This window comes from Allofrancisella frigidaquae, from assembly GCF_012222825.1.
In the GTDB taxonomy this organism is placed as follows: domain Bacteria; phylum Pseudomonadota; class Gammaproteobacteria; order Francisellales; family Francisellaceae; genus Francisella; species Francisella frigidaquae.
On sequence record NZ_CP038017.1, the window covers coordinates 1,397,280 to 1,423,817 of the forward strand.

The following is a 26,538-nucleotide window of genomic DNA, read 5'->3' on the forward strand; positions in this document are numbered from 1 at the left end:
GACCCTAAATTTATTCTAATAAAGACTAAAAAATTATAGCATATTTTTTGCACTTAAAAAGCCCTTGATATTAATGCTCTCTTGTCGAACTAAATATAATATCTGGGTTTTTATCCTGAGCAAGCTGTAGATTCACCCCTGTAGGTGCCAAGTAAGTTAAATAACCGGTGCCATCATAAGCTAAGTTTACTTCATATTTTTTCTTAAATTCATTAAGTTTTTTTTCATCTTTAGAAAAAATCCATCTAGCTAATGTTACGTTAACCCCTTCATAAGAGCACTTAACATTATATTCACTGGCCAAACGTTGTGCTACCACATCAAACTGTAATACACCTACAGCTCCTAAAATAAGATCATTTGAAATAGCTGGCTTAAAAACTTGAGTAGCGCCTTCTTCTGAAAGCTGAACTAAACCCTTTTGTAAAGCTTTCATTTTTAATGGATCATTTAGTCTAACTCTTTTAAAAATTTCTGGTGCAAAGTTTGGTATACCCTTGAACTTTAATTTTTCACCTTGAGTAAAACTATCGCCTATTTGGATGCTTCCATGATTATGCAAACCAATAATATCCCCAGCGAACCCTTCTTCAACTTGCTCTCTTTCTCCTGCTAAAAATGTCAAAGCTTTAGAGATTTGGAGTGTTTTACCTGTTCTTTCATGGTATATTTTCATACCTTTTTCATACTTACCTGAGCAAATTCTAAAAAATGCTATTCTGTCTCTATGTTTATCATCCATGTTTGCCTGGATTTTAAACACAAAACCAGTTAGTTTTTCCTCACAGGCTTTAACAACTCTTTGGTCAGCCTCTCTAGATTGCGGCGCTGGAGCATACTTAGTAAAACCATCCATCATTTCTTTGACTCCAAAATTACTAAGTGCTGTACCAAAATAAACTGGTGTGAGTTTGCCTTCTAAAAACTCCTGCTCATCAAATTTATGACTTGCACCACGTACTAGTTCTATTTCCATCTCTAGATCTTCGTAAAGGTCTGAACCTATAGCATCTTTAGCATTTTCTAAACCACTAATTTTTTTGTAGTGATAAATCTCATGGCCATGACCACCCTCAAAAATGGTTACTTCGTCATTGTACAAATCATAAACACCTTTGAAATATTTACCCATACCTATTGGCCAATTCATAGGAGCACATTTGATTTTAAGGATACTCTCAACTTCATCTAACAGTTCCAAAGAGTCTCGCGTATCTCTATCAAACTTATTCATAAATGTTACTATTGGTGTATCTCTCAAGCGGCATACATTCATTAACTTAATAGTTCTGTCCTCAACACCTTTTACAGCATCAACAACCATCAAAGCTGAATCTACAGCCGTTAAAGTACGATACGTATCTTCTGAAAAATCTTCATGGCCCGGAGTATCAAGCAAGTTAACAATTCTATCATTATAAGGGAATTGCATAACTGAAGTAGTTATTGAGATACCTCTTTGTTTTTCCATTTCCATCCAATCAGAGGTTGCATGCACACCACTTTTCTTAGCCTTAACAGTACCTGCCGTCTTTATTGCATTTCCAAACAATAGCATTTTTTCAGTTATGGTTGTCTTACCCGCATCAGGGTGAGAAATAATTGCAAAAGTTCTACGCTTAGCGATCTCTTTAAGAATATTGTTCATAATAATATAAATAAACTAATTGACTTTATTTTAATTAGAAGAGTTTACTAAATATTTTATAATTTAAAAACTAAAAACATTCATTTAAAACTTGATGGATCCTTTTTTGTATTTCCTCTAACGGTAAACTAGCATCTATTTCTACAGCCTTATTTGATTTGTTTACGAGTTTCTTAAACACCTTTCTTGTTCTTTCGAAAAATTCTAAACCAGCTTGTTCTATTCTATCTGGAGAATTAACTTTTTTTGCTCTTTGCGACCCAACTAAAGGTTCTATGTCTAGGTAAATAACTAAATCAAGCTCGCAATTACCAAGAAAATTACTATTTAAAGCTTCTATCTTTGCCAAGTCTAAACCTCTACCACCACCTTGGTAAGCTAAACTAGACCAGTAAAATCTATCTGAGACAACATTTACACCTCGCTCTAAAGCTGGTAGGATTAAATTTCTATAATGCTGCACTCGAGCTGCGTAGATCATCAGCAGTTCAGCGTCAGAGTGAATTTCTTCGTTATACTTATTATGCAGAACAAGATTTCTTAGCTCTTCAGCTACCTTTGTACCACCTGGTTCTCGCGTATAAATAGCTTGGATTTTTTTCTCAGCAAAAAAATTTTGAATAAATTGCATAGCAGTACTTTTACCTGCTCCATCCAAACCTTCTATAACTAAAAATTTACCTTGCATTACCTAGCAACCCTATTTTACTAAACAAAAAGACCAACTACAGTAGCCGATAGAAAACTTACTATCGAAGCTCCATATACAATTTTTAAGCCAAACTTTGCCACCTTGATAGAGGCTTTTTTACTAACAGCTTGAATAGCCCCTATGATAATACCTATAGAGCTAAAATTAGCAAACGATATTAAAAACACTGATAAAACAGCTTTTGCATGAGTTGAGAGTTCGACACCCTTTTTAATCATAAGATCTATAGCTGCAAACTCATTACTAACCAACTTTGTTCCCATGATTTCACCAGCAAGATGTAATTCTTGGTCTGGAATACGTAGCAACCATGCTATAGGATAAAAGATATAGCCTAAGATACCCGTAAAGGTAATTCCAAGAACTGCTTTACATATAATATCTATAATACTCAGTAATGCTATAAAACCGATAAGCATAGCACTAACAATTACAGCTATTTTAAATCCGTCTAATATGTATTCAGCCAACATTTCAAAAAAACTTTGCTTCTCAATATTCTCTTCTAGGCTAATATGTAAGTTATCATAATCAAAAGCTTCTGATTTCTCATATGGGTTTATAATTGTTAGTACAAAAAAGGTACCAAACATATTCATAACCATAGCCACAACCACATATCTAGGATCAAAACCATTTTCTATACTCAACATCCCCATATACGCACCTGCTATAGCAAGCGAAACTGTAGACATAGCCGTTGCTGCCATTGTATATAATACATTTGAAGGAAGGTGACCTATTATTTTTTTATAAGCTATAAAATTTTCTGATTGGCCAACAGCAAGTGAACTAACAGCATTAAAAGACTCTAACTTACCCATTCCTGTTATTTTTGATAGTACAAATCCAACAAATTTTATTAGAACCGGTAATATTTTTAAATATTGTAAAATACCAATAATAGCAGACATAACAATAATCGGCATCGCCACTGAAAAAAAGAAAATATGTCCCCCATCCATATCAGCTAACGAACCAAAGATAAATCTTGTCCCTACATTAGCACTATTTAGCAAATAACTAAATCCAACAACAATTACAGTAATAACTTTTTCACCGATGTTTGATTTTAAAAAAAAGTAAGCTAAGCCGGTTTGGACTATAAGGATTAATAATAAATAGTTATACCTAATTTTTTTTCTATCACTGCTCCAAATATAAGCTAATAAAAAAATTGCTAAAATATCTAATACAAAAAATAAAAGTTTAGTAACCATTCTTTACACATCCACCATCTGTTAATAAATTATCCAATAAACTACTGACTCCAAATCTAAAAGTTTTTGGGTCGATATAATCATCTGAAAAGAGCGCTTGTGCTAACTTTATATATTCTACTGCTTGCTCATAGTCTCTTATACCACCAGATGCTTTAAATCCTATTGTTTTTTTAGTTTCTTTTATTGTTTGAAGCATAACTTTCGCTGCCTGTGGTGTTGCGCCTTCCAGTGCTTTTCCAGTAGAAGTCTTAATAAAATCAGCACCATTATTTATAGCGTCTTGGGTTGCTTTATGTATCAGCTTATCTGACTTAAGCTCTCCTGACTCAATTATAACTTTTAAAATTTTATCACCACAGAGATCTTTGAGCTTTGAAACTATCTCACATGATTTACCAGAAAAACCTTTTTCCAAATACTCTTTATAATCTATAACTACATCAATCTCATCAGCGCCTAGCTCTAAAGCTTCTGCAGTTTCAGCTAAAACTTCTTCTATAGAAAAGGTGCCTTGTGGGAAATTAACAACTGTAGCAACTCTAAAATCTTTTCCTAAATACTTTTTAACCAATGGAATAAACTTTTTATAAACACAAATTGCAGCAACTGTACCAAGTGAATTTCTTGCTTTTAAACATAAATCAACAATTTGTTGATCTGTATCATTATCACCTAACTGCGTTAAATCTATTAAAGGTACTATTTCTTGTTTACTAATCATTACTTTTTCTCAAAAATTGATCTACCATACTCTAATTTCTCTACTCCCATAAAATCAGCTATACTTTGCCCAATGTCTGCAAAAGTTTCTCTAGCTCCTATAAACTCTGACTCTATATTTTTTCCCCACACTAGAAAAGGCACATATTCTCTAGTATGATCCGTCCCTGCTGCAGTTGGATCACAACCATGATCGGCAGTAAGGATAACCATAGTGTCTGTGTCTAAAATTTTATCTAATTCAGGAATCATAGAATCTAAATATTCTAACGCTCTACCATAACCTTTTGGATCTCTACGATGGCCAAAACTTGAGTCTAAATCGACAAAATTAGTAAATACTAAACTATTTGGCTCAGCTTGTGCATATTCTTTTATAGTTTGATCAAACAACTCTTCTAAACCTGTTGCTTTAACTTTTTTAGATATCCCTTGGTTAGCGTAAATATCGGCTATTTTGCCTATCGAAATAACTTTACCACCAGCTTTAGTCAATTTCTCTAATAAAGTTGGTGCTGGTGGTAATATAGAAAAATCTCTTCTATTACCAGTGCGCGCATATTCATCTGCTGATTCGCCTATAAATGGTCTAGCTATTACACGCCCTACTTTAATATTCATTTCATTAAGCGTTTCTCGAGCTATCTTACATATCTCTAACAACCGTTCTAATCCAAAATAATCTTCATGGGCAGCTATCTGAAATACACTATCTGCGGACGTATAAACTATAGGTTTTTTTGTAACACAGCTTTCGCAACCATATTGTTTTAAAATTTCAGTTCCTGAAGCATGTCCCGCATCTATAAAACCATCATTTAACTTTGCTTTTTCAACCCATTTATCTATAAATTCTTGGTCAAAACAACTTTGTTCACTTTTAGGTGTAAAATAATACCAATCAAATGTAACAGGTACACCTGCTAACTCCCAGTGGCCACTTGGAGTATCTTTTCCTCTACTAATTTCGGCACAATACCCATACTTAGAGTTTTCAATTTCATCACCTTGAGTTGCTATATTCAAAGATAAAGCTTGGCCACGACTATGTTCTGCAACTTTTTTTAAGCCTTTTTTAGCTAAGTTTGGCAGACTAATACTCATACCATTGTTTTTAAAGTAATCAACTATATGCCCTAAAGTATCAGTCCCTTGGTCACCAAACTCTGCAGCATCTGGAGCTTCACCAATCCCAAAAGAATCAAAAAGCAAGATTACAACCTTTTTATTTCTCAACATATAAACTCCTGGCAACTAACCTTTATTGTTAATATTTTCTAAAAAAGCTATTCTTATGCCTCGTAAAACCAAATCTGGTGAGATTTCATCAAAAATGTCTTCATCTTTAAACAAATTAGCAAAACCACCTGTCGCTATGGTATACACTTCATTTGTACCTACTTCCTCGATAATCCTACTTTTAAGCTCTTTTAATGCCCCAAGATGGCCAAAATACAACCCCGAACGAATGTTTGTTATTGTATCATTACCTATAGCCTTATTGGGCTTAATAATTGTTACTGACGGTAATTGAGCAGCTCCTTGGCATAAAGCGTTCAAAGATAGCTTAACACCTGGTAATATGCAACCACTTAAATATTTATGATCTTTAGTTACAACATCTAAAGTAGTTGCAGTACCAAGGTCAACTATAATCAGATCCTTATCTGGGTAGTCAGCAACTGCTCCTATACAACTTGCTAGCCTGTCTGCTCCTACTTGATGTGCCTCTACAGCAGACATATCAAGGTTTAGTTTAAGATTCATATTCACAAAAAAAGGTTTTAGCTTGAAATATTTTATGATTGCTGACCCAAGTGAATAATTTAAATGTGGCACCACTGAGGAAATTGCACACCCTGTTATATAATTAGGATCAATATTATTCTCACGTAAAACTTGTCGTAAAAATACACCCAACTGATCAGAAGTTGAATCAGCCGAAGCTGTAGCATAACGCGTCTGATTAATTAATTTATCACTATCAAAAACACCTGTGTGAATATGTGAGTTACCCACATCCATAACTAATAACATTTTATTAACCTCAATTTTCTACTAAACATAAATAACACCATGATGTAACTTAATAATGTTAACGTACTTATTTACGTATTCGTTATTCACTATTTTAAACCCATTAATAACTATTAATAACCAAAACTTTACGCCAACTTAAAACTATAATTTAAAGCGCTTCTTTTGACTACCTAATTGATATAATTCACTCTCACTCTAAAATTTTGGCAGATATCTCACAAAATAAGTCTAGTGTGCTTGATCCCAGTTATCTCCAAATCCTACGTTTACCTCAAGTGGCACGCTAAGCATGATTGCTTGCTCCATTATACCTTTTATCTGCTTGCAAACATCATCTATCTTATCTTTTGTAACTTCAAATACAAGCTCATCGTGAACCTGCATTATCATTTTAACGTCTTGATTGTAATCTTGAACAAGCTTAGTACTAACATCTATCATTGCTTTTTTAATAATGTCTGCCGCTGTGCCTTGCATTGGAGCGTTAATAGCTGCTCTTTCAGCAGCATTACGTTGCATAACGTTTCTCGCGTTTATCTCTGGTAAATATAACCTTCTTCCTAATGTAGTTTCTACATAGCCACTTTCTTGAGCAACTTTTTTTGCTGTATTCATATATTCCTTAATCCCCGGGTAGCGACTAAAATATGTTTCTATATATTCTTGAGCCTCACTTCTAGAAATTTCCAGCTGTTTTGCCAATCCAAATGCACTCATCCCATAAATCAAACCGAAATTTACAGCTTTTGCTCTTCTTCTTTGCTCATTTGTTACATCAGCTATGCTTATCCCTAAAACCTCTGCAGCCGTTGCACGGTGTATATCTAAGCCCTGTCTAAAAGCTTTAAGAAGGTTTTCATCTTTGGATAAATGAGCCATAATCCTAAGCTCTATCTGTGAGTAGTCTGCTGCAACTATATAATTACCCTCTTCTGCTATAAAGGCTTCTCTTATTTTTCTACCTTCAGAACTTTTAATCGGAATATTCTGTAAATTAGGATCAGATGAAGATAGTCTACCTGTTACAGTGCCTGTTTGGTTATATGAGGTATGTACTCTTGAATTCTTATCAAGCATAGCTGGCAACTTATCAGTATAAGTGTTTTTTAACTTACAAAGGTGGCGATATTTCATAATTAAATCAGCCACTTCATATTCTTGAGCTAATTGTGTAAGTACCTCTTCTGAAGTTGAAGCCTGACCTTTTGCAGTTTTTTTAACTGCTGGCAACCCCATTTTTTCAAATAGTACTTCTCTTAATTGCACTGGTGAAGATAAATTAAACTCTTGTCCACACAACTTAAAACACTTTTTTTCTAGCTCTTTAATACTATTTTCAAGCTCTTGACTATGTCTAATTAACTTATCAGCATCTATCTTGACACCCAATTTTTCCATTTGATTTAAAATTAGGGTCAATGGCATTTCTATTTTAAAATACAGCTTATTAAGTGTCTCTTCTTTTTCCAATAAAACTTTTAGAAAATTATATAATCTGAAAGTAATATCTGCATCTTCAGCGGCGTACTTAGCTACTTTGTCGATTTCCACTTGGTCTAAAGTTTGCTGGTTTCTACCAGTCCCAGCTATTGCACTATAAGGGATAGGCTCGACATCAAGATACTCTTTGGAGACACTATCCATATCATGCTTACCACTACTTTTTAGTACATAAGACATAATCATAGTATCATGAATACTTCCTTGAATATTAACTCCATATTTTGATAAAACTTTTTCATCAAACTTAAAATTATGAGCGACTTTAAACTTCTTTATGTTAGAGAATATTGGTTTTAGGGACTCCAATACAGTTTTTAACTCAAGCTGTTGCGGCACTCCAAGGTATCTATGTTGTAAAGGGATATAATATGCTTGGCCTTCTTCAGCACAAAAAGAAAGCCCTACCAGATTTGCTTCGTAAGTATCTAATGAATCTGTTTCAGTATCAAATGCAAAACCTTCTTTAGTTTCTAAAATTTTCACCAAACTTTCTAACTCTTTATCTGTAAAAACTGTCTTATAATCAATATTTACGGTTTTTCTTTCCACAGTTTCTACACCAATGTCTAGAGCTTTTAAAAGAGATTTAAATTCGTATCTTACAAAAAATTTATGTAAAGTTTCTTTATCCATTTCTTTACATTTTAGCTCATTTATAGAAATATTCAGGTCAAGGTCACATTTTATAGTAGCTAATTGATAAGATAACCTAAGAAGATCAATATTGTTACGCAAATTCTCACCAACTTTGCCTGCTATTTTATCTTTGTTTACTATAATATTTTCAATATTTTTATACTCTTGTAACCACTTAACTGCTGTTTTTGGACCAACTTTTGGAACCCCAGGAATATTATCTGAAGAATCTCCCATTAAAGCTAAATAATCTATAATCTGGCTAGGTTTAACTTGATACTTTTCTAAAACCTTGGGAATATCTGTTGTAGCGTCTTTCATTGAGTCATATAGCATTATATTTTCACTTACCAGCTGAGCCATATCTTTATCACCAGTAGAAATAACCACCTGATACCCCTGAGCTTCAAGCTGTTTTGCTAAAGTACCTATCACGTCATCTGCTTCGACATTTTCTTTGATAATAAGAGGAAAACCCATTTTTTTGATTATTTCATGTAAAGGCTTAATTTGAACCCTTAGTTCGTCATCCATATCCTTACGGTTTGCCTTATATTCTGGATAAATTTCGTGACGAAAACTCTTACCTTTGGGATCAAATACTACTGCAATATATTCTGTTTGATACATTACTGGTAGTTTTTTAATCATATTGATTACACCCAAGATCGCCCCTGTAGGCTCACCTTGACTATTAGTGAGCTTTGGTAGCGCGTGAAAGGCTCTAAATAAATATGACGAACCATCAACCAAAACTATTTTTTTCATGAGAAATTTTATAAAAATTTTTATCAAGCTAAATAGTAATCTATATAACCCAGTTTAGCAAACACTTAATGTCCCAAGCTTAGTTAAATATACTTAAGTCAGTTAGAGATAATTCTAAATCGATATCCAAATACCACCAATTTTCTTTACTAAAATTTTTACACTTAATAGCATCTTTATATGTCATTACTACAGTTTGTGAGTCACCAATAATAGAAAAATCTTCTTGACTAAACTTGTGATGGTCTTTAAACACTTTTTTATCTACTATATCTAATCCACAACTTTCCAAACTAGTAAAAAATTTATTTGGGTTACCAATACCTGCTACAGCAACTACTGGTTTTTTACCAAAAATTTTTATAGGTACACACCTACCTGAAGTAATATTTACAAACCTAGTAGCTGTAATTTTAGTAAATATAACATTTTGATTATAAGATACTAAGAACTCTTTATCCTTTAGATCACATTGACCAATAACTATTATACTATCTACTGATTTTAACCTTTCTATAGGCTCTCTTAGTGGTCCAGCTGGTAAACACAAACCATTCCCGAACATGCGTGTAGCGTCAACAACAACTATCTCATAATCTCTAGCTAATTTATAATGCTGTAAGCCATCATCGCTAATTATTATATCTGTATTAGGGTATTTTTTTTCAATAAACTTAACAGAGTCTATTCTTTTCGGACTGATAACTATAGGCACTTTACCACCTAAAGAATCATAAAGCATAGCAGGTTCATCACCACACTGACTAGGAAGAGTACCTTTGCTTACTTCAAAAGGATACTCAGCAGATTTAGCACCATAGCCTCTACTTATAATAGCTAGTTTTTTATTCTGTCTAAGATAATTTTCCGCCAGCTTCCTAACTACAGGAGTTTTACCTGTACCGCCTACAGAAATATTGCCAACGACAACAACAGGTATATTAGACCTATACTGAAACTGGAGTTGCTTGGTTTTACGAAAATTAGCAACTCTTGAAAAAACAATTGATAATGGTTTTAGCAAAAAACTCACAACGTTAGTCTTTCGCTGATACCATATTTTATCTAACATTTGACTTACTTAAGTCCTGATTGGTATAGTTTACTGTATAATCCATTATTTTCCAAAAGTTCTTGATGCTTACCACTTTCAACAACTTTACCTCTATCCATGACTATGATTTTATCAGCGTTTTCAACTGTACTTAACCTATGTGCTATCACTATAGTTGTACGTGAAGTAGTCAGGTTCTCAAGAGCTTGCTGAACTACTCTTTCAGATTCATTATCCAAAGCACTTGTAGCTTCATCAAATATAAGTATTGGAGCATCTTTTAATAATGCTCTAGCTATAGATAATCTCTGACGTTGTCCTCCCGAGAGCTTAGATCCATTATTACCTATACCAGTATGTATACCTTCTGGCAAAGTTTCTACAAACTCATAAGCATTAGCTTTTTTTAAAGCATCTATAACTTCTTGTTCTGTCACATCTTTATCTGTACCAAATGCCACATTATTATAAACAGTATCATCAAATAGATGTACATTTTGTGAAACCAATGATAAATGAGAACGTAGGTTTTTTAACGTTAAATCACGACTATCGACATCATCAACATAAACAACTCCATTATGTTGTGTATAAAACCTTGATATAACACTAGTAAGTGTAGTTTTTCCACTACCAGATCTACCAACAAAAGCTACTGTTTCACCTGCTTTAATGTCTACGCTTACACCGTCTAACACTTTTTGATCACCAAATGAAAAACTTAAATCCTTAATACTAACGTTGCCTTTAACCTTCGTTAGTTCTTTACTTCCAGTCTCTTTTTCACTTGGATAATCAAGTATATAAAAAATATCTTCTGTAGCTGCTACAGCTTTTTGAATAACAACATTTACTTTAGTTAAGTTTTTAATAGGCTTTAATATAGCCGCAGCTGCTGCAAAAAATGAAGCAAATGAACCAGCTGTTAACCATGAAGCTCCACTTTCATTAGTGCCAAAGATTGCTATAGTAAATAAAGAAAGAGCCAAAACTAATGATGCAATAATTTGTATAACAGGAGAAGTCAGAGCATCCAAAGCTATAGTTCTAATTTGTTGTGAATATGTGTAATCTAAATTTTTAAAAAATTTATTTTCTTGCTTTTTTTCTGCTCCAAAAATTCTTATCTCTTTATAATTTCTAAGTGTCTCTTCTGCAGTATGAGTGACATCCCCCATTGATGACTGAGTATTTCTACTTAGAGTTCTAAATTTTTTATTTATCACTGTTATAAATAAACCCAAAAAAGGGCCAACTATAATCAAAAATAAAGATAATTGCCAACTTGAAACTACCATCACTATTATCAAGCCAATTACAAAAGTACCATCTTGAACCACAGTAATAACTGCTGTAGAGGTAGCTTCTGTTACTTGATCAACATTGTATAATAATCTAGATATAATTTGCCCTATGGAATGCTTATCAAAAAAACTTGCAGGTAGGTTTGTAAATCTTTTATATATATCTTTTCTAAACTTATATACAACCTTTTGCCCTAAGGAGCCTATGAAATACTGTGAAATAAAAGAGCCTATAGATCTTAACCCCAGCAGTCCTACCATACCCAAACCCATCAACATTAATATTTGACCACTTTGCTTAGTAATATCTCCATCAGGCCCAAAGCCATAGTTTAAAATAGGATTTATCAAATAAATCATCGCAGCATCAGCTGCTGAAAAAAAGATACTACCAATCGCGGCAAGCACTAAAAAATACCATAGGTGACTTACTTGCTTAAGTAACCTTTTATAAAGTGCTGTCACCTTTTCTTTATTTGCGTTGCCTGAAAGATTACTAGAGGAACCTTTTAACTCTATTTTATCTATTAAATTTGCCATATAACCGCTAAAAAGGTACAAAAGCACCGAAAAACCTAAATACATAAATCAACATTATACACTTTTTTCTGTTAACATAAACAGACAAATAACCTTAGCTTTAGCTCGATGAAAACTTATCTAGTAGGTGGTGCTGTTAGAGATATGTTACTTGGATTAATTCCAAAAGATAAAGATTGGGTAGTTGTCGGTGCCACTCCAGAAAAAATGCAGGAACTAGGATTTAAAAAAGTTGTATCAAGCTTTCCAGTTTTCATCCACCCCATAACAAAACAAGAATATGCTCTAGCTAGGACCGAACGTAAAATTTCTAAAGGCTATCACGGTTTTAAGCCAGAATTTTCTATAACTACAACTTTAGAAGAGGACCTAAAACGACGTGACTTAACTATTAACTCAATAGCTTTAGACGAAAATAATAATATCATTGACCCTTTTAATGGCCAACAAGATATAAAAAATAAAATTCTCAGACATACTTCAGAGGCCTTCTGTGAAGATCCGCTTAGAGTGGTTAGACTAGCTAGATTTAAAACACAATTATGTGAATTTAACTTTCAAATAGCAGATGAAACAAAAAAGGTGGTCAATAACATATTAGAGTCTGACGAGCTTCTACATATAGCAAAAGCACGTCTGTATATGGAGTTTATAAAATCACTAAAAAATCCTCGGGTTTTTTTTGAGTCACTAAATGAATTAAAATCTTTAGAAATACTCTTTCCTAGTATTCATAAACAATTAAACTTAATACCTTCCGGAAACTTTTTTCACCATAATCTATACAGGTTAGCAACTACTGATATAAAAATAGCTTTAACTTTCTTTAACATAGATCCAAATCTATTAAACAGCATTAGAAAAGAATTATTCTTAACGAATAATCAATATAAATTAATAGTGGCTGTCAATAACATCCACACCATACTTAAATCTAAAGAAAAAAATGATCCAAAAAAAATCTTATCGCTATTAAAAAATGCAAACCTGTTAAGAGATAAGTGTCTATTTAGCAAAACCATGAAAGCATATTTACGTTTAATAAAAATTTTGTGCCAAGACGAAAATATACATAAGCCAATAACTAAACTTAAGCTACTTAAAAAATTAGTTTCAGATATAAATAAATTAGATATTAAATGCTTAGTGAACTCGACACCGACAAATTTACTCAAACCAAGAGTTTATCAACTACATTTAGATATTGTCAAAAACTATATTTTTTATGATACAATAATTTAATGTTTGAACCAAAAAATAATATATTTTATTGAATTCAAAAATGAAAAGGTTTGATAATTTAATATTCCCAATTAATACTTTAGTTTGTACGCTAGCTATCATAACTACTGTATTTACAATTATAGTACTAAATTGGAAGCCATGCCCTATGTGTTTGCTACAGCAATTTAGTGTAATTACAGTAGCAATCTTTAGTATTCTAGGGTGGGTTAAAAAAAAGCCCGTTATTTTTTCTTTGATAATTAGAATTATTATTTTCGCAGTTATTATCGCGGGGCTTTATGTAGCTGCATATCAAACATATATTCAGTATTTTTCAATAAATGCATCAACATATGACAGCTCATGTGGTATGTTAGATAATACTCTGATCATCCAGGCTACAAAAGCTTTTACAGGTGCTGTAGAAAACTGTTCTGATATTTCCGAAGAAATTTCTGGTATCAGCTTAGCAGTCTATAGCTTAATGTTCTTTACAAGTTTATTAATCATAAATACAATTTCTTTTTTTATGATTCTTTTTAAAAAGGTAGAAAAATAGATGTTAGATTACAAAAAAATTCTGTCCAATACAAAACAGAAAATTCATGCTAGTAAAAAAAATTATTTAGCTTTTACTATAACGACTTTAGTACTAGCCTGGCTAATCTTGGGAAACATTGGTGTTTCAATAGCTATTGTATACTTTATATTTCAATTCGGATTTATAAAGAAACAACTTTCAAGACTAAAGGATAAAAAAGTTGCATCTATTGCTGTTGTAGTTGGAGCGGCTTTAATATTTGGAGGAATATTTAGCTTTACAAGCTTTGTACAAAGCTTAATCAAACATGGGATGGCATCATATGTGCCTCAACCAGTAGCTGTAACTTCGTCTGTAGTTGAAGAAACACAGTGGAAGCAAATAATCAATACTATTGGTGAAGCCCAAGCTGTTCAATCGACCGAAATATCATCTCAATCAGGTGGTATTGTCAGCGAAATACATTTTAAAAGTGGCCAAGAAGTGAAAAAAGGAGATCTACTTTTTAAACTTGACACAAGTCAATTAAAAGCAAATTTAGAAGAAGCTCTTGCAAAACTAAAACTTGCCAAATTAACTAAAGATAGATACGATCAACTAGCTGAACAAAAAGCAACTTCTAAAGAGACTGCTGATAAAGCTGATGCTGATTATTTATCTAATATAGCACAAGTACAAAATATTGAATCCCAAATAGCTTTCAAAGTAGTCAGAGCGCCTTTTGATGGTAAGATAGGTATTAGAAATATAAGCTTAGGTCAGTATTTTAATAATGGGGATAGCGCAGCTACATTGACAAAAATAAATCCTATATTTATAACCTTCCCAGTACCACAAAACAAAGTCAGTCTAATTAGCGTTGGTCAAGAAATAAGCTTCTACTCAGACTCTTTTCCAGGAGAAACTTTTAAAGCAAAAATTACTGCCATGAACTCATTTATCAACCAAACGAACAGATCAATCATGGTTCAAGCTACTTACGATAATCCTGATCGTAAGATTTTCCCAGGCATGTTTTTAACAGTCCATGTAAACTTACCACCAAAGGAAAACTCCATAGTTATACCAAGAAATGCTGTTTCTTATAGTCTATATGGTGAATCTGTATATACTTTAAAGCCCGCACTTAACCCAGATGGTAAACCCCAAAAAGCCTCTTATACATCAACCGCTAATGGGAGCATGGAAACTGTAAATACAGATAAAATCTTATATAAAGTAGGCCAAGTAAACATACAAGTTCTAGACACCAGAAATAACTTAGCTCTAGTATCTGGACTTAAAGCTGGCACTACGATAGTTACATCTGGGCAAAACAAAGTTCGTAAAGGTACCAACGCTGTAATAAATAATGATGTGAAAATAGACAATAACATCTACGACGAAGGGATACAGTAATGAAACTTATTGATATCTTCATCAGAAAACCAGTCTTATCACTTTCAATAAGCTTTATGATTATCGTTGTCGGTATTGGCTCTTTTTTCACATTACAGATTAGACAATATCCATATATAGATAGTGCAACAATAACCATAACAACCAGTTATCCAGGAGCTAACCCATCTACAATCCAAGCGTTTGTAACTAGGCCCCTTGAATCATCTGTTGGCACCTCAAAAGGTATCGACTACATGACTTCTGAGTCTGCTTTAGGTACTAGTAGTATTACTGTATACGTTAAACTTGGGTATAATTCCAACGATGTACTATCAGAAGTAGTCCAGAACGTCAATGCTGTATTAAATAGGCTTCCTCAAGATGCCTATTCTCCTTCGATTAAATTAAATCCAGCTGATAATTTCCCCTCTTTGATACTTGCTTTTACCAGTAAGTCTATGAATACATCTGAGATATCAGCTTATGTAAACTCTGAACTAAAACCTAAACTACTAGCTCAGGGGGGGTTAACAGATGTTAACATTTGGGGGTTTAAACCATACGCTATGCGTATATACCCAAATAAAGAACATATGGCAGAATATGCAATAACTCCAACTGAGCTAGCAACAGCAGTTGGATCCAATAGCTTAGTTTCTGCTGGCGGACAAATTCAAGGACCATACCTAAATTATACTCTTAATCCTGAAACAAGCATGTCATCCTCTCAAGAATATGAAAACCTGATTATAAAAAAATCTGGTGATCAAATAATCAGATTAAAAGATGTCGCTAAAGTAGAACTTGGTGCACAGGATTATAATTCATCTGTAACTTTTGATAATAAAAATGCTGTTTTGGCTGGCGCTGTAGTTTCTCCGGAAGAGAATCCTCTTACAGTAGTAAGTAAACTCGTTGATCAGCTGCCAAGTATAAAAGCAAGCTTACCAAATGGTTTAGATGTTGATATTGCCTACAATAGCACTCTTTATATAGAAAGCTCTATTGATGAAGTTATACATACTTTAATAGAAGCTGTAATTATTGTATCAATTGTGATGTTTTTATTTTTAGGTTCACTTAGAGCTATTATTGTACCGATTATTGCTATTCCGTTATCTATCATAGGAGCTTTTTTCTTTATGAAGATTATGGGATTTTCAATAAACTTGCTGACCTTATTAGCTATGATTCTCGCTATTGGTCTAGTAGTTGATGATGCTATTGTAGTACTTGAAAATATTTATAGACACATCGAAGAAGGTATGGAACCTTTCGCTGCATCTATTAAAGGGGCTCGTGAGATAGCTAATCCTGTAATATTAATGACATTAACCTTAGTGGTTGTGTACGCCCCTATTGGGATGATGGGTGGATTTACAGGTCAGCTATTTACAGAGTTTGCCTATTCTCTTGCCGGTTCAGTTTTAATATCTGGGCTTGTTGCTTATACACTTTCTCCTATGATGTGCTCAAAAGTACTTAACCGTGAAATGATGAGCTCAAAACTGGTGGTCTTTATAGATAGATTTTTTAGTAAATTAACAGCTAAATATAAAGCTCTTTTAGAATTTATATTAGAAATTAAGCCAGCAATAGCTATAGTTGGTATAATAGTCCTTGCTAGTTGTTTTATTATGATTAGAGGTGTTAAATCAGAGCTAGCTCCTAATGAAGACCAAGGTTTTTTAGGTATAATGGGTACAACTCCCTCATCAGCCAACATTAACTATTTAGAAACGTTTAGTAAACCACTTGAAAAAGTATTAGATGAAACCCCTGGTAAAGAAAATGTCTTTATACTAAATGGTGTTATGGGTTCAAATGTAATATTTGGTGGCTTTATAATGAAACCATGGGATGATCGTACCATTTCTCAGGGTAAAGTTGCAAATATAGTCCAATCAAAAGTTACCGATCTTCCTGGTATTCAAACTTATACATACCAAACACCTTCTCTTCCAGGGATACCACGTGGAGCTCCTATGTCATTAGTTATTCAAAGCATCAATGATTATGAAGCTATAAATGAAGTGACAAATAACCTAATTAGTAAGATGATGAAAAGTGGTTTGTTTGTATTTGCTCAAAGTGACCTTAAATTTGATAACCCTGTCATAGATATCGATATAGATCGTGAAAAAGCTGGTATGCTTGGCATTACTATGTCAGATATCGCTAGAACTCTTAGTTATTCATATGCTGGAGGCTACATCAATTACTTCTTTTTAAAAGGTTATAGTTTCCAGGTAATTCCACAGTTAGCCCGTAATGAAATGCTCACCCAAGAGCAACTAAGCAATATTTATATCCGTTCAGATGCTACTGATAATCTGTTTAACTCTGAGTTACCATTATCAGCTTTACTTAGTTTCCGTACAGAAGGCCAACCTCTTACATTAAATACATTCCAACAGCTCAACTCTGCAACAATTTCCGCTGTTATGTCACCAGGAGTAACTCAAGGCCAAGCTATAGACTATGTTGAGAAGTTAGCAAAAAGTGAACTTACTGAAGGGTTCTCTTACAACTTCTCAGGATCTGCACGTCAATATATTGAAAATGGTAACACTATGATGGTTGCTTTTGGTTTTGCTATTATTCTTATATTCTTAGCTTTAGCAGCTCAGTTTGAGAGCTTTAGAGATTCATTAGTAATCCTTGTAACCATACCAATGGCAATATCTGGAGCACTAATTCCCTTATACCTAGGGCAATATTTAGGAGCTGGTTGGGCTTCATTAAATATATATACACAACTAGGTTTAGTAACACTAATAGGACTGATCTCAAAACAAGGGATCATGGTAGTTGAGTTTGCTAACCACTTACAAAAAGTAGATGGTCTTAACAAATATGATGCAATTGTGAAATCATCATCCCAACGTCTTAGACCAATACTTATGACTGTATCAGCAATGGTTGTAGGTGTTATACCACTTGTAACTTCTTCAGGAGCTGGTGCAATTAGTAGAAACTGTATAGGTGTTGTTATTTCTAGTGGGCTAGTGATAGGAGCAATGTTCTCATTATTCGTTTTACCTGTGGTGTACATGTACATAGCCGAAGATAAAACTCTTGCTGTTAAAAAAGAAAAAGAACAACAAAAAATTATCGATAATCTATCTAATGAGCAACATTAGAACTTTTCTACAATTTAACCTGAAACTGAAACTCCTTTATTTCGCAATTGTTCTATAGTTCTTTCGAAATCGACTTCATTTAAACAATGTTTTGCCAAAGAATTTTTATCAAAAAAAGTATTTTGGAAACTATGATCCGGATGTGCAAATTCCTTTTCAGGATACCCATAATTCTTATATCTTTCATCCTTACCTAAATTACCACATATCCTCTCAATCCACTTTCCCACTTCTGTATACATTTCCCAAACATGCGGGTTTTTTTGTTTACTTTTATCCATTTTAATGCCAGTTTGATCTGGATCTAGGTTTGTTAGATACCATCTATCTTGTAGAAATCCTTTTCCAGAATGGTTATCTGTTGTGACATTTATATCACCTATAATAGTTTTATATACTTTATATACTCTTATAGATGTTGTTCTTGGATTATAAAAGACAATATCCCTGAGGTATACCCCTGATCTAGATAGTGGATTGCGAGAATCAAATTCTTTTTTAGATACGACCTTATGACCAACGATTTCATCATCATATTGATTAATTTTATTTTGCTGCCTTTGATAGTAATCATAACTTTGATGTTTCTCCAATCCGTACATAATTATATGTTCGAAACTCATACCACCTACATGAAGACACCCCGAAGCTAAATCACGGCATACCGAATCAGGGTCATTTCTATGGTAAAATCTATTTGCGCTTCCTATTGTACCTTCACGCTTTTGTACAGCCTGCCTTTTAGATTCTTCATAGAAATTTTTTAATTTATTTCACCTTCTTTAAATTGCTCGCCAAGTGTACCTGGTCTATTTATTATCATAAATTTAGGGTAAAATTTTTCTGGTAGATTGAAAGCTGCCATTGCTGCTCTCTGTAAACATTTATCGTAATCAATTACACCAGGGACACCAATATTATTTTCGTTTATAAAAAACTTATCGTATCTTGGTTTAAACTTTTCATCTCCATGGTATATATTAGAAGAATGTAAACTTTGAACTTCATAAATGACGCTCTGTTCTTTATTTGCACTGTAATCTATAACAAAGCTATACTCAAAGTCTTTTTGTGGTATGAATTGAATAGGTTCTATTTTCTCATTCACAGCTTTATTATCAAATCGCATACCAGACAAATCTTTTGAATAAGGTTGAAATTGTGCTTTATCACCTATTCCAATAGTTATTCCACCAACAAACTGTTGTTCTTGATACTTCTCAGCATCCTGTTGTTCTTGATACCGTTTTTCTTTCAAGCCACGAAACGTTGGTGTACCACAATCCTCTTGATCACTGAACAAATTTAAAACGGATGATGTTTTTTGAGTACTTATTTGTTGGTATATTTGTTCATTTTTATTATCAATAATTTTTAACGCATACGGCTCTAGTGCATTTTCCACAGTACGCTGTCCAAGGACACAACACATTGTTCTAGTGTTGGATATATAATCCCTAAGACCATCATAGCCAAGGTCTAATATTAATAGAGTTATATCTATACTTCCAGGCTTAAAATATAAAGTTATTTTACGTCTTTTATTGTTAATTTCTTCTGTTAAATACCAAGCATGTTTATGTTTAGATACACATTCTTTCCACTCATTGTCACTTGGGTTTAAACTAAAAACGTTAAAATATCTATTTCCTAAGACACTAGCTATATTTACTTTCTCAAGATTTAAGTTTTTGATTTTTTTTATTTGCAATAAAACACTGTACATTTTAAATGACTATTAATTCCTTTACTTTCATCATGGCACATTAAACAGGTAATTAATTTAAATTCACCTACACTAACTTACTACCATTTCCATTACTGACTCTATAAATATATAGGTTTAAAATTAAATTATAACTATCAAAATTTGATACTACCTATTAAATTCAAATAGCTTCTCATCTTCAACCTTTTTGCCAGTATAGAAATAAGTAACATACTTGATCAATTTATTTCTGATACATTAGTATTTCACTGGCAATTCAAGGAGTTATTTAACTTCAAAAACTATATTTAATCGCATCCGATACTATTAATATCTTTTGTTCATAAATCCTAAAAAAGTAGTTAAATTAAATATTGCTAATCTATAAAATAAAAGCTACTATACGTGTTTGTTACTTAATATATAACTTATCTTTATGCATAACGAATCACATTTACCAAATCAGAAACTTTTAATTATTATGGCTTGGATCATCTGTCTAATTGCAACTCTAAACTATAGCTATGATTTCTTTATTAGAGCTGCCCCTGGAGTAATGTCGCATAGTTTAGCAGATGCTTTTAATATCAACAGTGCAAAAATAGGTTGGTTGTCTTCAGCTTATTTTATTTCGTATACTTTAATGCAAATTCCAGCAGGAGTTATAATAGATAAATATAATCGCAAGACTGTAATAGGTGTGGCTACTGGTCTATGCGTGTTAGGTAATTATTTATTTTCTGCTACAAACTATTACGAGGTTGCCTTCACAGGTAGAATACTAATGGGGATTGGTTCAGCATTTGGATTTATTGGTGCTGCTAAAATGGCTGCTATGTGGTTACCTCAAAGATTTTTCTCAACGTTTATTAGTTTTACAACAATTGTAGGAATTCTAGGAGGCTTAGTAACTGACACTGTATTATCTTCTTTAGTAAATAATTTTGGGTGGAAACAAGGTAATAATGTATTTACCTACTTTGGAGTAGTACTCTTTATATTAATAATTATTTTTATAAAAGATAACCCTAAACATGTACAAAAGTTTTCTCACATTAATGAAAGTAGCTTCAAACAAGCTACTTTGAGGTTACTAAGCATCTTGACTAACGTCAGATTTTGGGTTGCTAGTACAGTAGGGGCTACTATGTTTATGCCTATAAATGTTTTAGGCTCACTTTGGGGAGTTAGTTTTATCCAAACAAAATTGAATGTACCCGAAGTCATAGCCTCTCATATTAATAGTTTTTTATTTATAGGTGCAGCGGTCGGATTTGGTATCTTTGGAATAATTGCAGCTTATACTAATCGTTTTAGACTAATGATTATTATTAGTCTTTCAAGCTTAGCTATTCTTACAAGTATATTAATGTATATACCTCTTGATAGGAATACCTTTATACTCTTATATTTTTTATTAGGCGCTATGATTGGTCCTCAAGCAATTACTTTCACTATAGCTAAAGTTATATCACCACCAGGGGCTTCCGGGTCAAGCACAGCGTGTGTAAATATAGTTAACAACCTCATACCTATAGTACTATTACCAACAATAGGCTATATTCTATCAAGACATGGATCTATGATATCAGGCTCAAACCTTTATGATATTACAAGCTACCAACATGCTTTTATTACTATCTTAATACCTACAATAATATGTCTACCAGTAGCTATGTTTCTACCCAAGAGAATTAAAATTTAAATTGTCATAAGGTCATCAGGATAAGGATTTAAATAACTTTGTTTATTCAAATAAGGCAATTCGAGTTCCAATAAATACATCTTAATGATACTTACTGGAACATCCCAAGCTACTTTACTATCTTTGTACTTATTAAGAATTTCTTGTAAATATTGGCGTTGCGATTTCGAAATTTTTTTATTTATTTCTCTTAAGACATTCTGTAAAGCCATATAATGAGCTCCTCTTCCTACAGGCTTATCCATAGCTTGCATAAAAAATTCTATATACTTACTCTTAAGCGTCTGTAGATTTAAGCTTTGTGAGTAATCCGATAACATATTGCCTAACTCTTTTTTTAACTTATTGTTATATAAACGTAACAAAACTTTATGTTTTGAATGATACTCCATCATTTGTGCTATATTTTCACAATTCATAAAAGTAGTTTTAAGATCATAGTAACAAAATACCTTTCTCAAGAAGTGATCACGTAACGTTTTATCTGTAAGTCTACCATCATCTTCTAAAGGTAGTAATGGATCATATTCTCGTAACGCTTTAACAAATATACCGTCTGCTTTAGTTCCAGTATAATTATGCTGCGCGTCAAAAACTCTTGCTGTTTGAACTCCACAGCTAGGAGACTTTGTTCGCAGAATAAATCCATAAACAGTATCCAGTTTAGAGATTATTTGCTCAATGCCTGAATTAATTTTATCAGTCATATCATCATGCATTTTACTAGTTTTTACAGCTAAAAAATTTTTTGTGGCATCTTCGACTAGAAATAAAGTAGGTCGGGGAACACCTAAACCTGCTGCAATCTCTGGACAGACTACTTTATAATCAAAATAGTTTGCATAAACGCCTGTTATGTATGATTTATGACAATTACCACCATTAAAACGAACATTATTACCAATTAAACAACTACTAACACCTATAGGGATTTTTTTCATTTAAAGCTCGATTGTAAAAAACATTTTACCTCTAATTATAAGATAAACCCTATTTTTTTCAATTAGCTCTAAAATACCATTACAAAACACTCTCTGGGTGTGCCATACAGAAAGTAAAGGTAAATAAAATGTAAAACGCCATAAATACCAGAGAATCTTTAGAACACAAATAAGGGTAAATTTATAAAAGAGTATTTTTTCAAAGCGCTGACTTAGCCTTATCACGGCACATGAATCAACTGTTACCGTTGCTTCCTTCCGGACCTGGCGGGGTTCACAATCTATCATTGCGTGGAAACCAAGTCAGCAGGCTACATATTACTAGAGATAAATTTAAATTACAAGTTCTCATTGCAAATTCCATTATTGCTCATAAATTGGTATTATTTAGCAAAGTGAATTTTTAAATAAATGTTAAACAAATGATCATCGTAATTTCCCCTGCAAAGAGCCAAAACTTTGAGTCAAAAAAAGCAAATTATAATTTTACGCAACCAGAATTTAAGCAAGAAATCAAAGAGTTGATAAATAAGCTCAAACACTATGAAATTGAAGAAATTGAAAAGTTAATGAAAATAAGCCCTAAATTGGCACAAGAAGTTTTTGATAAGCATAACAGTTTTGAACCAACTAACTTCGATAGCACAAACTCAAAAGCTGCTGTATTTACTTTTAATGGTGATGTTTATAAAGGTTTAAATGCTGAAACTTTAGATGAAAAAACTATCAACTATGCTCAAGAGCATTTACTAATGTTATCTGGTTTGTACGGACTCTTACGCCCTCTTGATCTAATGCAAGCATATAGATTAGAAATGGGTACAAAAATCAAAATAGACAATAAGATACTATACAAATACTGGCAGAATAAGATAACTACTCAGTTAAATAGGCTTTTTGAAAACCAAGAGAATAAAACTTTAGTAAACTTAGCTTCTAATGAGTATTCTCAAGCTATTGATAAAAAGCTTTTAAAGGCTAACTGGCTAGATATAGACTTTAAGGAAAATAAAAATGGCTCTTACAAAACCATAGGCATATACGCAAAAAAAGCTCGTGGCTTAATGGCTAGATTTATCCTTGAAAATAGAGTCAAGAATATCCAAGATATTAAAAATTTTAAGGTTGAGGGCTACCAATATAATCCTGAATTTTCCCACAGTAACCTTTTTTGTTTTACTAGATAGTTATGAAAATCAAAATTTTATCACTAGGTGAAAAACCACCTAAGTGGGTAACAGATGGTTTTGAAGAGTACAAAAAACGCCTTAGTAAAGCCATACCTGTTGAACTTATAGAATTACCTATAGCAAAGCGTACTAAAACTGGTAACCCTACTCTATGGTTAGAACAGGAGGCAAAGACTATACTAAACCGGCTTAGTGACAATGACTATCTAGTTATATTAGATGTTCAATCTAAGCTAATATCTACTGAGGAATTAGCTAACAAAATGCAAAATTGGAAACTTAACAACCCAAATATTGTAATTTTGATTGGAGGACCAGATGGTATTGATCAAAGCATTAAAAACTTAGCTAAAGATAAAATTTCTATTTCAAAAATGACTTTTCCACATCCTATAGTTAGGATAATAATAGCAGAGCAAATATATAGGGCACACACTATTTTAGAAGGACACCCGTATCATAAATAACAAGAATATTATTAAAATCTAACAAGTTCAAAACCATTTATTCTCTAGCTTTTCTAAAGCTCATATTATAAAATGTTTCCGTCTTTAAGAGGAGATATAACAACAAATCAAAGGAATAAAATATGCGCTTAAAAATGAAAGTAATTTCTACCTTAACTTTAGCTTTGATAAATACTGCAGCGTTTGCTAACTGTAGTACTGAAGAAGTTAACACAGGTTGGACAGCTAGTATCAAATTTAGTTGTGATAGAGATACTGACTTAGTTAAAAACCCTATTAGCTTTAAACTAACTAATGGAGTAAAAGTAAATAGCGTTTGGAACCTAGGTAATACTGACCTAGAGACTAATGGTAGTTCTGTATCTATAACTTCGAAGGATTGGAGTGGTAACCCAACGATTCTAAAAAAAGGAAAATCTGCTACTATACAATTTTCTCCTAGTGCTCCTGATTTTAGTGTTCAAGATTTTAAAGCTGGTTTAGCGGATCCTGTTGATCCTGTTGATCCTGTTGATCCTGTTGATCCTGTTGATCCTGTTGATCCTGGTTCAGAATACCCACAATATTCGGAAGCTACTACATACAAAAGTGGAGATATAGTTAAAAAAGATGGAAAACTTTATCGTTGTAAAGACGGAGTAGCAGCTTGGTGTTCAGGAGCAGCTTGGGCTTATGCTCCAGGTACAGGAAGTGCTTGGTATATGGCTTGGGAAGATTATGACCCTAGCAACCCTGTTGATCCAGTTGATCCAGTTGATCCAGTTGATCCAGTTGATCCAGTTGATCCAGTTGATCCAGTTGATCCAGTTGATCCAGTTGATCCAGTTGATCCAAGTAATGAATATGTAACTACCCAAGCAGAACTAGATGCAAAAGAAGCTGAATTAACTAGTGATCCATTGATGACTGAAATTAAAAACTCGATCCGAACTAGAGATAATAATATTGTCGAAGCAGTTAAAGCTAAAGATCCTAGCAACCCAGAAAACGTAAAAAGAGTTGAGAGTATAATTTCTGAAAAAGATTGGGATTACATATTTCCTAAACGATCACCAGAGTATACTTACGAAAACTTTTTAAAAGCTGTTGCTAAATTTCCAGCTTTCTGTGGAAGTTATGATGATGGTAGGAATGCTGATGCCATCTGTCGTAAGTCACTAGCTACTATGTTTGCTCATTTTACTCAAGAAACTGGTGGTCACACAATACACTGGGAAGTTCCAGAATGGCGTCAAGGTCTAGTTCATGTCCGTGAAATGGGTTGGGATGAAAACATGCGTGGTGGCTATAATGGTGAATGTAACCCTGATACTTGGCAAGGAAAAACTTGGCCTTGTGGAAAGTTTGAAAATGGTGATTTCAAGTCATATTTCGGTAGAGGCGCGAAACAGTTAAGTTATAACTATAACTATGGTCCTTTCTCAGAAGCTATGTATGGTGATGTAAGAGTGTTATTAGACAATCCAGAATTAGTTGCAGATACATGGTTAAACCTAGCTTCTGCTGTGTTTTTCTTTGTATACCCGCAACCTCCAAAACCTTCTATGCTACACGTAATTGATGGCACATGGAAACCAAACGCTGCTGATAAGACTAACGGATTAACCCCAGGATTTGGTGTTACAACCCAAATTATCAATGGTGGTGTAGAATGTGGTGGCAGCGTAGAGGTTGCTCAATCTATGAACCGTATCAACTACTATGAGAATTTTGCTAAATACCTAGGTGTAGAAATACCAGCAGATGAAGTATTAGGTTGTAAACTAATGAAACAATTTGATGCTGCAGGCGCTGGTGCTACTAGCATCTACTGGGAAGAGGACTATAGTTGGGTAGCTAAAAACCCTGAAGGTAAATCTTATGCATGTAAACTAGTGGGTTACCAAACACCATTTTCAGCTTTCAAAGCTGGTGACTACACTAACTGTGTTAAGCATTTCTTTCCAGATATAATTATTAAAAAATAATCTTAAATAACTATTTTTCATTAAGATCAATTTCTGCTTTTGCTCAAAGCCAAAGCTTCTAAATAACTTTCTAAAACTTTTTGTACCCTAGTATTTATAATATAAAAATCTGATTTGAGTAACC

20 protein-coding genes and 1 other RNA gene are annotated in these 26,538 nt (G+C 33.1%); 8 read left to right on the forward strand and 13 right to left on the reverse strand.

The annotated features are described in order from the left end of the window. Nucleotides 1-70: 70 nt before the first annotated feature. The 9 genes from E3E15_RS06590 to msbA all read right to left on the reverse strand — a co-directional run bounded on the left by E3E15_RS06590 (nt 71) and on the right by msbA (nt 12,148). Nucleotides 71-1,648 (reverse strand): peptide chain release factor 3, encoded by a 1,578-nt coding sequence (locus tag E3E15_RS06590; RefSeq protein WP_172107044.1) that lies wholly within the window; start codon nt 1,646-1,648, stop codon nt 71-73. 70 nt (nt 1,649-1,718) lie between these two features. Continuing rightward, nucleotides 1,719-2,336, reverse strand: coding sequence for a dTMP kinase (tmk, locus tag E3E15_RS06595; RefSeq protein ID WP_172107045.1), 618 nt, complete (start codon nt 2,334-2,336; stop codon nt 1,719-1,721). 20 nt (nt 2,337-2,356) lie between these two features. Further along, entirely contained in the window at nt 2,357-3,580 is a 1,224-nt protein-coding gene (locus E3E15_RS06600) for a NupC/NupG family nucleoside CNT transporter (RefSeq protein ID WP_035720175.1), read from the reverse strand. Continuing rightward, entirely contained in the window at nt 3,570-4,304 is a 735-nt protein-coding gene (gene deoC, locus E3E15_RS06605) for a deoxyribose-phosphate aldolase (protein WP_035720176.1), read from the reverse strand. The genes E3E15_RS06600 and deoC overlap by 11 nt, the downstream gene beginning before the upstream one ends. Further along, the gene (locus E3E15_RS06610; protein ID WP_035720177.1) at nt 4,304-5,542 is read right to left on the reverse strand and encodes a phosphopentomutase; all 1,239 of its coding nucleotides are present in this window, start codon (nt 5,540-5,542) and stop codon (nt 4,304-4,306) included. The genes deoC and E3E15_RS06610 overlap by 1 nt, the downstream gene beginning before the upstream one ends. A 15-nt stretch (nt 5,543-5,557) precedes the next feature. Next, on the reverse strand, nt 5,558-6,340 hold the full coding sequence (locus E3E15_RS06615; protein WP_035720179.1) for a type III pantothenate kinase: 783 nt from the start codon (nt 6,338-6,340) through the stop codon (nt 5,558-5,560). A 231-nt stretch (nt 6,341-6,571) separates the two neighbouring features. Next, nucleotides 6,572-9,250 (reverse strand): DNA polymerase I, encoded by a 2,679-nt coding sequence (gene polA, locus E3E15_RS06620; protein WP_172107046.1) that lies wholly within the window; start codon nt 9,248-9,250, stop codon nt 6,572-6,574. 79 nt (nt 9,251-9,329) lie between these two features. After that, nucleotides 9,330-10,322 (reverse strand): tetraacyldisaccharide 4'-kinase, encoded by a 993-nt coding sequence (lpxK, locus tag E3E15_RS06625; protein ID WP_172107047.1) that lies wholly within the window; start codon nt 10,320-10,322, stop codon nt 9,330-9,332. Between the two features lie 5 nt (nt 10,323-10,327). After that, entirely contained in the window at nt 10,328-12,148 is a 1,821-nt protein-coding gene (gene msbA / locus E3E15_RS06630) for a lipid A export permease/ATP-binding protein MsbA (RefSeq protein WP_035720223.1), read from the reverse strand. A 108-nt stretch (nt 12,149-12,256) separates the two neighbouring features. Here msbA and E3E15_RS06635 point away from each other — a divergent pair, with 108 nt between their 5' ends. Genes E3E15_RS06635 through E3E15_RS06650 form a run of 4 tightly spaced genes read left to right on the forward strand, consistent with a single transcriptional unit; the run spans nt 12,257 to nt 18,436 of the window. Continuing rightward, nucleotides 12,257-13,390 (forward strand): tRNA nucleotidyltransferase/poly(A) polymerase-related protein, encoded by a 1,134-nt coding sequence (locus E3E15_RS06635; protein WP_172107048.1) that lies wholly within the window; start codon nt 12,257-12,259, stop codon nt 13,388-13,390. 40 nt (nt 13,391-13,430) lie between these two features. Beyond that, nucleotides 13,431-13,931 (forward strand): disulfide bond formation protein B, encoded by a 501-nt coding sequence (locus tag E3E15_RS06640; RefSeq protein ID WP_172107049.1) that lies wholly within the window; start codon nt 13,431-13,433, stop codon nt 13,929-13,931. Then, complete coding sequence (locus E3E15_RS06645; protein ID WP_172107050.1) at nt 13,932-15,311, forward strand: efflux RND transporter periplasmic adaptor subunit; 1,380 nt, start codon at nt 13,932-13,934, stop codon at nt 15,309-15,311. After that, nucleotides 15,311-18,436 (forward strand): efflux RND transporter permease subunit, encoded by a 3,126-nt coding sequence (locus E3E15_RS06650; RefSeq protein WP_172107051.1) that lies wholly within the window; start codon nt 15,311-15,313, stop codon nt 18,434-18,436. The genes E3E15_RS06645 and E3E15_RS06650 overlap by 1 nt, the downstream gene beginning before the upstream one ends. A 14-nt stretch (nt 18,437-18,450) precedes the next feature. Here the strand turns inward: E3E15_RS06650 and E3E15_RS06655 are convergent, their stop codons facing one another. Beyond that, nucleotides 18,451-19,059 (reverse strand): hypothetical protein, encoded by a 609-nt coding sequence (locus E3E15_RS06655; protein WP_172107052.1) that lies wholly within the window; start codon nt 19,057-19,059, stop codon nt 18,451-18,453. A 140-nt stretch (nt 19,060-19,199) separates the two neighbouring features. Further along, a complete protein-coding gene (locus E3E15_RS06660; RefSeq protein WP_172107053.1) occupies nt 19,200-20,162 on the reverse strand; it encodes a hypothetical protein in 963 nt (320 codons plus the stop codon). A 418-nt stretch (nt 20,163-20,580) separates the two neighbouring features. Here E3E15_RS06660 and E3E15_RS06665 point away from each other — a divergent pair, with 418 nt between their 5' ends. Continuing rightward, nucleotides 20,581-21,849, forward strand: a complete 1,269-nt coding sequence (locus E3E15_RS06665; RefSeq protein WP_172107054.1) for an MFS transporter — start codon at nt 20,581-20,583, stop codon at nt 21,847-21,849. On the opposite strand, the gene E3E15_RS06670 is transcribed toward E3E15_RS06665, so the two are convergent. Both E3E15_RS06670 and ffs read right to left on the reverse strand, forming a co-directional pair. Next, entirely contained in the window at nt 21,846-22,790 is a 945-nt protein-coding gene (locus tag E3E15_RS06670) for a YbgA family protein (protein WP_035720196.1), read from the reverse strand. The genes E3E15_RS06665 and E3E15_RS06670 overlap by 4 nt on opposite strands. Nucleotides 22,791-22,997: 207 nt before the next feature. Further along, nucleotides 22,998-23,094: signal recognition particle sRNA small type (gene ffs, locus E3E15_RS06675), an RNA gene on the reverse strand. A gap of 118 nt (nt 23,095-23,212) precedes the next feature. Here ffs and yaaA point away from each other — a divergent pair. The 3 genes from yaaA to E3E15_RS06690 all read left to right on the forward strand — a co-directional run bounded on the left by yaaA (nt 23,213) and on the right by E3E15_RS06690 (nt 26,414). Then, complete coding sequence (gene yaaA / locus E3E15_RS06680) at nt 23,213-23,977, forward strand: peroxide stress protein YaaA (RefSeq protein WP_172107055.1); 765 nt, start codon at nt 23,213-23,215, stop codon at nt 23,975-23,977. A gap of 2 nt (nt 23,978-23,979) precedes the next feature. Then, nucleotides 23,980-24,447, forward strand: a complete 468-nt coding sequence (rlmH, locus tag E3E15_RS06685) for a 23S rRNA (pseudouridine(1915)-N(3))-methyltransferase RlmH (protein ID WP_035720200.1) — start codon at nt 23,980-23,982, stop codon at nt 24,445-24,447. Nucleotides 24,448-24,569: 122 nt separating this feature from the next. Beyond that, on the forward strand, nt 24,570-26,414 hold the full coding sequence (locus E3E15_RS06690; protein ID WP_172107056.1) for a glycoside hydrolase family 19 protein: 1,845 nt from the start codon (nt 24,570-24,572) through the stop codon (nt 26,412-26,414). Nucleotides 26,415-26,538 lie beyond the last annotated feature (124 nt).